Source organism: Bacteroidales bacterium (assembly GCA_031276035.1).
Lineage (GTDB): Bacteria > Bacteroidota > Bacteroidia > Bacteroidales > BM520 > RGIG7150.
In genome coordinates this window covers 1-7,407 of the sequence record JAISNV010000039.1, presented here as the reverse complement: position 1 = coordinate 7,407, position 7,407 = coordinate 1, and the positions used below count along the sequence as shown (strand labels likewise).

The 7,407-nt window shown below is 33.1% G+C and carries 9 protein-coding genes; all 9 read right to left on the bottom strand.

The annotated features are described in order from the left end of the window. Positions 1-85: 85 nt before the first annotated feature. From LBP67_10020 to LBP67_09980, 9 genes are read right to left on the bottom strand one after another with little or no spacing between them, the layout of a single operon-like run. Positions 86-913, bottom strand: a complete 828-nt coding sequence (locus LBP67_10020) for a DUF3387 domain-containing protein (GenBank protein ID MDR2085315.1) — start codon at positions 911-913, stop codon at positions 86-88. A 26-nt stretch (positions 914-939) separates the two neighbouring features. Then, entirely contained in the window at positions 940-1,173 is a 234-nt protein-coding gene (locus tag LBP67_10015) for a hypothetical protein (GenBank protein ID MDR2085314.1), read from the bottom strand. Next, positions 1,086-1,775 carry a hypothetical protein gene (locus LBP67_10010; protein MDR2085313.1) on the bottom strand — a complete coding sequence of 230 codons (690 nt, stop codon included), beginning with the start codon at positions 1,773-1,775 and terminating at the stop codon, positions 1,086-1,088. The genes LBP67_10015 and LBP67_10010 overlap by 88 nt, the downstream gene beginning before the upstream one ends. Positions 1,776-1,804: 29 nt before the next feature. Then, complete coding sequence (locus LBP67_10005) at positions 1,805-2,542, bottom strand: hypothetical protein (GenBank protein ID MDR2085312.1); 738 nt, start codon at positions 2,540-2,542, stop codon at positions 1,805-1,807. Next, positions 2,539-3,738, bottom strand: a complete 1,200-nt coding sequence (locus LBP67_10000) for a DUF3696 domain-containing protein (protein MDR2085311.1) — start codon at positions 3,736-3,738, stop codon at positions 2,539-2,541. Before LBP67_10000 ends, LBP67_10005 begins: the two co-directional genes overlap by 4 nt. Continuing rightward, a complete protein-coding gene (locus LBP67_09995) occupies positions 3,735-5,108 on the bottom strand; it encodes a DUF262 domain-containing protein (GenBank protein ID MDR2085310.1) in 1,374 nt (457 codons plus the stop codon). The genes LBP67_10000 and LBP67_09995 overlap by 4 nt, the downstream gene beginning before the upstream one ends. 48 nt (positions 5,109-5,156) lie before the next feature. Then, the gene (locus tag LBP67_09990) at positions 5,157-5,945 is read right to left on the bottom strand and encodes a restriction endonuclease subunit S (protein MDR2085309.1); all 789 of its coding nucleotides are present in this window, start codon (positions 5,943-5,945) and stop codon (positions 5,157-5,159) included. A 3-nt stretch (positions 5,946-5,948) separates the two neighbouring features. Next, complete coding sequence (locus tag LBP67_09985) at positions 5,949-6,731, bottom strand: DUF1828 domain-containing protein (protein MDR2085308.1); 783 nt, start codon at positions 6,729-6,731, stop codon at positions 5,949-5,951. Then, positions 6,728-7,036: a hypothetical protein gene (locus tag LBP67_09980; GenBank protein MDR2085307.1), complete on the bottom strand. Its 309-nt coding sequence runs from the start codon at positions 7,034-7,036 to the stop codon at positions 6,728-6,730. Before LBP67_09980 ends, LBP67_09985 begins: the two co-directional genes overlap by 4 nt. Positions 7,037-7,407 lie beyond the last annotated feature (371 nt).

Genomic DNA, 7,407 nt, shown 5'->3' with positions numbered 1-7,407 from the left:
TGAGATTGATCGTTCCTTGATACAATTACCTAAGGTTTTTGAAGAAATCGAACGGACAAAAGTCCCGGAGTGATCTGAAAAATCGTTATTGGGCTTTGGGGATAGGTTCTTTATTTTTTGTCAATTCTTCTGCAATCATTTCCGCTTGTTTCAACACGGTTTCCGTTGCCAATATCTGCATATCCGGTGGACAGCCGAATTTCCTGAGTAAGCGCTTGACTGAGACTTTCAGTTTAGCCTTAACATTTTCTCTTATGGTCCAGTCAATGGATGCATTTTGGCGTATTGTTTTTGTTAGCACAACGGCTAATTCTCTTAACTTATCTTGTTGCATTAATTCTTTGGCGCTATCATTATCGGCAACAGCCGTGTAAAACGCGTACTCGAAATCAGTCAATCCCATTGCTTCGGCTTCATTGTCCATTGCAACGATATCACGGCTTAATTCTATCAGTTCGTCAATGACCTCTGCGGCCGTGAGTATTTTATTGTGATATTTCTTGATTGAGTTTTCGAGCATTTCCATTAGCGTTTTGCTCTTTATCAGATTTTTCTTTGCCCGGTTTTTTATCTCATCGTTAAGCAGTTTCTTTAGAACTTCAAATGCAATGTTTTTATGCTCCATGTTTTTCAGTTCTAATAAGAATTCTTCCGATAAGATAGAGATATCCGGCTTTTTTAATCCGGCTGCATCGAAAACGTCAATGACCTGTTCGCTAACTAAAGCTTTGTCAATGACCTGACGAATAGTTGTTTCCAGTTCTTCATTAGAATGTCCGGAAGCTGTATAATCAAATTTTGCAAGGCGAGCCTTTACTGCCTGAAAAAAGGCAACTTCATCTTTGGCATCCATTGTTTGATCATGCGGAATGGCAATAGCAAAAGCTTTAGATAAGGCTGTGACCTCATTGATGAAACGTTTTTTGCCGTCGTCTAAACCTAAAATATATTCTTCGGCTGCAAGTATGGTACTACGATAATATTTTCACGTTCGGAAAGTAAATCGTATATATTTCCCGTTTCGGGATTAAATTTTTGTATGGTAGTAAATACAATTCCACCCGAATTAACTTTTAACAGCTCTTTCAGTTGAGAGCGATCTTCTGCCTGTATAGGTGTTTGGCGCAACAATTGTTTAGATGCGGCAAAAGTATCAAATAACTGATCATCCAGATCTGATCTACTCCCGGCAAACCATAGCTTGCCGGAGATTCACGAAGAATGTTTTCTTGTTCTTTCTTTATATATCCCGAAGCCCTAAGTGTAGATTCGACAGCGTGATTTACCGCATAATATTGATGATAAGCTGCAATCTTTTTAATAGTGTTTATAGTAACTATTCCGGTTTTAGCATCTTCTTGCTTTGTTTTCTCAAACACGATGAAATGACGAATCAGGTCGAGCAATAATTGATTACTTACTACAAAGTCATTATTAAACAGATTTTCAAAATCAATCAGCCAAACCGAATCACCGCGTTCGCTACCATAATATTGATAGCTTACCGGAATGCCTTCCGTTAAGTAACGATGGAAGGTTTCATTATTTGCTATCAACTCCGGAGAGGTAATACGCTGGATTTCACGTATAGCTTCTTCCTGCTGTTCGGCAGGAATATTCGGGTTAATACGGCGTATTGCACGGCGTAAACGTTTTATAAGCAGAACCTGTTCATAGTTTTTATGTTCAGGTGTTTCATCGTCCAGTGCAATGTTGGGTGCGTAGATGTATTGATAGCCTTGTTTTTCAAACAGTTCTATGGCGAAAGCTTCGATGTGGGATTCGGTGATTTTTGTTTTCCATTTTAACCTATCGTATTAAGATGGATAAGAAGTTTCTCCGCATTTTTAATGTCTTCATTTTGATTTGGATTAGATTTTTGCTCAATACTCGCAAGAAAAATTATATTATTTTTAAAATTAAAATACATTCTCAATGCTACAGGGCTAAACACTCTTAATTCCAATATTTTACATTTATTTGAAATTGAAACTTCTTTTATGATGATTCCATCAGGTTGTTTTATGCAATTTTGTGCAATCGCATCATCTATTTTACTTAATATTGCTTCTTGAACCACATTACTTAGTTTATCAAAATCTTTTTTAAATTTATTACTATGCCGAGTGTTAGAAAACTTGGTTGTCATTTTTTCAAAATTAGACTGATAGTGTTGAATCCAGTTCTCATAAGCAGCTTGATCTGTTATTTTTTTATGAATATTGATGTCAATTCCCTGAAAATTAACTCCTAAAAAACCATTTACATCACTACCGCAAAACTCAATAGCTGAAACTTCACTCTCTATCTTAGAATCACAGGTAGTTAGTTTCTCAAAGTAATCCAAAATAATTTTTTCTTCTGGCAGATTGCATTTAGGAAATACTTCATTCAAAAAATAATCTATCTCATAGCAAGAATTATGTTTATAAAATGTATGATTTACATTTCGCTGAATTTCAACTAATCTTCCAACACCTATTTTGAAATCATTATAGGTGTTGCACATTAATGAGAAATTATGAATAAAGAAATGGCTCATCGCTTTTTTCTGATGTTAATTAAATCAATATAATCTATTTGTGTTTGGTCAAAAAAACCTTTCGGCCATTCTAATAATTCCCCTTGTTGATTCATTTGAATTGATTTTATAGCGGGCTGTTGTTTTATTCCTAAAATCTTTTCTTCTTCTAACTCTTCTTTTGTTTTATCTTCTCTGTGGAAATAATTGATAATTACTTTATTGTATTCTATTACTTTTTTAGCCACTGCGATTTGAATTCCATTAATAATATGATCGCTATGAGTTTCAACAATGATTTTTACTCCAGCATTTGCCATTACTCCTAAAAAATATCCCATTTTAGATTGAGCAGAAGGGTGTAAATGTGCCTCCGGGTTTTCAATAATCAGAATTCTGTTCTTTTCGGCTAACAAGCAAGAAACAATAATCGGTAAGGAATAGCTAATTCCAAATCCAGTGTTTGTAGGAAATGTTGGCTTTCCTTTTGAAAAAGAGTTTTCAACAACAATTCTTGCAGTATGCGTGTTGCTATCTTTAATAGGGATTATTGTAACACCATCTATTATAAAACTAAGCCATGCGTTAATGTGATGTTGAAACTTATTCCCTTTCAAATAATTCTTATCGTACAATATTCTTTTGGTATCTATTTTGAATTCAGTCTTGGATTCTAAACTATCAAGATCATAAATGATTTGAGCAGTAAATTCACCTTGAACCCCCACATTGTAATAATCGTAAAACTTTATATTCTGAGTAATCCTAGGCCCAATTCTTTCAGCGTTTAAATAATAAAATTGTTGAAAGAATAAAGGATTATCTGGAAAAGAAAATTTGTTTTTGACCTCTTTTGGTGTTATCCATAGTTCGTCACCTTTGTTAGTGTCATATAAAACAGCAAAACTCTTACCTTCAGTATTAATCCCTAATTCTATTTCAGTTTCTTCAAATTCGGTTGGTAAAACACTTATACTATTTCCTAGGCCTAAACAATAAGTTCCATTTAATTCAATATTTAGGTTATTAGGAGCATTATATTGGAAATGATCTGATTTCCATTCACTACAATGTTCAACTGTCCTACGAAGAAGTAATAGTGATTGAATGGCTGTACTTTTGCCATTGCCATTGCCACCGGCAAAAACAGTTAAATCACTTATTGGTACTTCAATAGCGTAAAAGCATTTAAAATTTTTTATTGTCAGATTAATCATGAGTAGTATTTTATATTATTCTGAAAAAGTGTTCTTAATATATCAAAGGTGTATAGCAGATTTGCTTTACCATTTGTTCCGTAAGAAAGATAATTCAGCAGTTGTTTATCATTTTCTATTTCGTTTACAATTAATGCTTTTAAAACATATTCATTATTCATTTCTTTTATTATATCATTATTATAATCCGCCAATAATATAGAACAGCAAACAAAAAGAGCTTTATTGATTAGTTGTTTATAGGAATCAGGCTGAATGTCTTTTGACTGGATTTTTCGAAATGCATATTTGCTCCCAATTAAATATTCCGCATTTTTCATTGCATTAGAAAACAGAGTTATATATTTCTCAAAATATTGGGGGGGATTTTTTATATTCTTATCTGTAAATTCATCTAATGTGACATCCATATAACCATTGTATTCATCAATATTTCTATTTTGTTCGTATAGCTGATAAAAATTCAGAAAGCGCAAAGCCATTTCTTGATCTTCCATACGGGTACTTTTTATACTTTTGCCTGTTGCTGATTTAAACTCCGGAAGATTAACCATTCGTTTTAAAACTTCTCTCAATCCTTTACCTGTTAAGCAATTTCTTATCTCTTGGTTATTTAAAGGTCTTCCTCCTGTATTGATTCTACGAAATATATCATATTTAACCTTGGAGGGCGAAGAAGGATCTATAATGTTTGCAGAGATAGAAGTCAGATCGAACCACTTCAAATATTTTGGATCAAGGCCTTTCTTTTTACCTTTGTTTTCATAATATCTTCCTTCACAAGATTCGTTTAAGTATTGAAGATTTTTCAATGGGAATTTATTATCCATAAATTCTTTTATAGTAGAAATCCGCTGCAATCCATCTACAACAGAAAGATTACCCTCTTCGTCTTCTGCAAAATAAAACATTGGTAATGGAATTCTCAATAAGATTGATTCGATCAGTCTTGATTTTTGAAAACTGTTCCAAACTAAATTTCTTTGAAAATCCGGGTTGAGATCTATGCTTCCATTATCAATCATTTTACTTAAGATAGATACAGCTATTTTATCTGACCTTACTTTTATTTTATCTGGATCATATGGATTTATATCGGAAGTATCATTTTCATTGAAGGTGTCAGTTCCTGATTTTTCAATCTCAATAATTTCAAGAAGAATATTATCCAATTTATTCTCAATTGACTCATCATTGTCAAGAATCCTTTTGTCTTTTGAAAGAATAGCCAAACTTTGTCCTTGAAGTTCGATCTCCATCCATATAGAGTTAGCCTCATCAATAAGTTGATAATGATTCTCTATATTGTTTTTTTTGATGACCGACAAACTTATAATATCTTCGTTTGCGGTATAAAATTCTACTATCATTTTTGTGAAAATTAAATTGTTACAAAGTTATATTAATTTCACCACTCATCAAAACTTCGGCAATAAGATATTGCGAAGAGAAGTGAAGGTGTGGATTTGGGTTTGATTAGTGTTCATTTTTTTAAATAATGGCTCAATTTTTTTGTCGAAACACTCTAATATATCTATTGGTGGTATAGCTATATCCAGAGCTTTAAAAGAAGATTTCGATATTTCCTGAAATACTGAACCATTACCAGCATTTTCTATTTCACTCATATTTTCTTTATACCAAAGATATATAAAATAATTTGAAATATTTTTATCACATATTATACCAATACATCCTTGATTTATTGCAATAGGAACATCAGTAATTGCCAAATAACCAATAGGTGCTCTTGATGATAATAATACTGTTCCCATTGGAGGTAGACCTGAACCTATTTGTCCAAGGCCTTCATCTGTAATTTTTCTTTCTGTGTCAAATAGAAAAACAGATGATATTTTTAATAAATAATAGAGATAATCATTGAATGTCAAATCATATTTAGCTCGTACTCCATAGCAAGATTGATTAAAAGCCATTGACTTTTTTAATATAGCAATAACACCTACAGTTCCTCTTGCAGATATAATAATATCCCCTTTATTTAGGATTTTTGTACTACTATTCCTCAAACCTTCATGTGTGATATATTTTTCTGTTTCCGCTACGTATTTCATCCCATTATTAAAGTCAACAACAGATAACCATGGGATATCCCCATTCCAATAAGCTGGATTGTTTGTTTTAGGAGTTCCTCCTCCGATTAGCTCTAATACATCGCCTAATCTATATTCCTTCCACTCACCCATAGCTTATGCAATCAACTTTTGTACATTTTCAGATTTACTTCTTTCCGACCATAAAATACATTCTGCATTCCGACTTCTCAACGCTTCAATGTATTCCGGTTCTACTTCTTTTTCTGTGTCATTGACGAATGCCAAACCCATTAAGTTCTTATTGCTTACCTGTTCACGAACACTTTTTACATCGTCCCAAGTAAACAAGAAGTTAGGCATATTCATTTTATTCAGTGAATTGAACGATTTGATGACAATTTCTTTATTCTTGTATGCAATTTGAAAATCAAAAGTAAATTCCAACCCTGTTCGTCCTTTCGAAATAAACTGCGGGGTATATATGATTTCCTGTTCATCAAAAAAATGCCTCACATCTTCTTTAAAAAAAGATGATACTGCCGGCTTGCTGAGCATATACATGTCGCTTACTTCGGAAATAGCCATAATAAGGTTATGTTTTTTCTGAGCAAAATTGGTTACGGTAGCTTCGACGATTAATTCATCGTTGTTGCATGTTATCCCGTAAGTCAATAACAATCTCTCAAAAAACTCTTTCCGTTTCGGCGAGTGGCTGATGGAAACGCCTTGCAAATCTAGATTTTTTAAAGTAATGCCATCGTCAGATAAGATAATTTTATCATGGCTTTTCTTAGCATATATTTCGAGATTATCATTAAATGCACCTATAAAAGGTGTACTGATAACTGCCCAGTCAGTACCGGTATCGGTTATGATAGTTGTTCTATCTCTCAGAAACTTATAATAATTAGTTATCAATTCATCAATCCAAGTCATAACAATATGGGGTTTATTGTGAAACGGGTCTCTAATGCAATCAGGGTGTTAAATGCATAAAATGCATTTATCACATCAGCAGGCGAAGAAATATTCTGCACAGGATAATCATTAGCCAATGGTTTTGCCCATGCCATTGTTCTATATCCTTCTACATGACAATGTACATGTGGTTCATTATAAGCAAAAAAATTCCCTACAAAAGGATGTAAATCTTCAGGCAACCTATCACTAATTTCTTCCGGATTTTGATGTTGTCCATTAAAATCTATTCGAAGTAAACCAATCTTTGTTTCATTGTCCATAAGATGCAAAGTCAATTTCAAGTGATTTTTTGCGCTTTGATCTACATTATATAAAATGTATAACCATCATCGATTGGGGATTTTAATTTATAGCGGTGTTGAAAAGGTATTTGTTGATCCAAAGTAATGGATTCTTCCAAAATACCATCCTTTTCTACCCTTTTGGGTAATGCCAATAAGTGATTTATCTGATCTTGTGTCATGTTACGATTCTTTAATATAGATTTTCGTTGATAATCTTATTTAGTCTATTTCCATTTGGCTAATTTCCTGCAATCGTGTTTGTACGGCAAAATAGGTTTGTCCCAATGCCACTATTTCTTTAGAAGGATCGGCATTTTGTACAATTAGATAGCAGGCGTAGCGTGAAA